Origin of the sequence: Bacillus cereus group sp. N8, assembly GCF_016483685.1 — a bacterium.
Classification (GTDB): domain Bacteria; phylum Bacillota; class Bacilli; order Bacillales; family Bacillaceae_G; genus Bacillus_A; species Bacillus_A proteolyticus.
This window is the reverse complement of sequence record NZ_JAEHBK010000251.1, coordinates 1-211: the sequence shown is the minus strand read 5'-3', so window position 1 is coordinate 211 and position 211 is coordinate 1. Positions and strand designations below refer to the sequence as shown.

The following is a 211-nucleotide window of genomic DNA, read 5'->3' as shown; positions in this document are numbered from 1 at the left end:
CTGGGCTAGCTGGATTCGAACCAGCGCATGACGGAGTCAAAGTCCGTTGCCTTACCGCTTGGCTATAGCCCATTAATATTTACTAGTATGGTTATTTTCTCAAAAAAATAAACCCTTTCAGGTTATTTTAAAGAAAATGGTGGAGGGGGGCAGATTCGAACTGCCGAACCCGAAGGAGCGGATTTACAGTCCGCCGCGTTTAGCCACTTCG

1 tRNA gene is annotated in these 211 nt (G+C 46.9%); it reads right to left on the bottom strand.

The annotated features are described in order from the left end of the window. A tRNA-Gln gene (locus JDS80_RS31195) sits at positions 1-72 on the bottom strand. Positions 73-211: the final 139 nt, after the last annotated feature.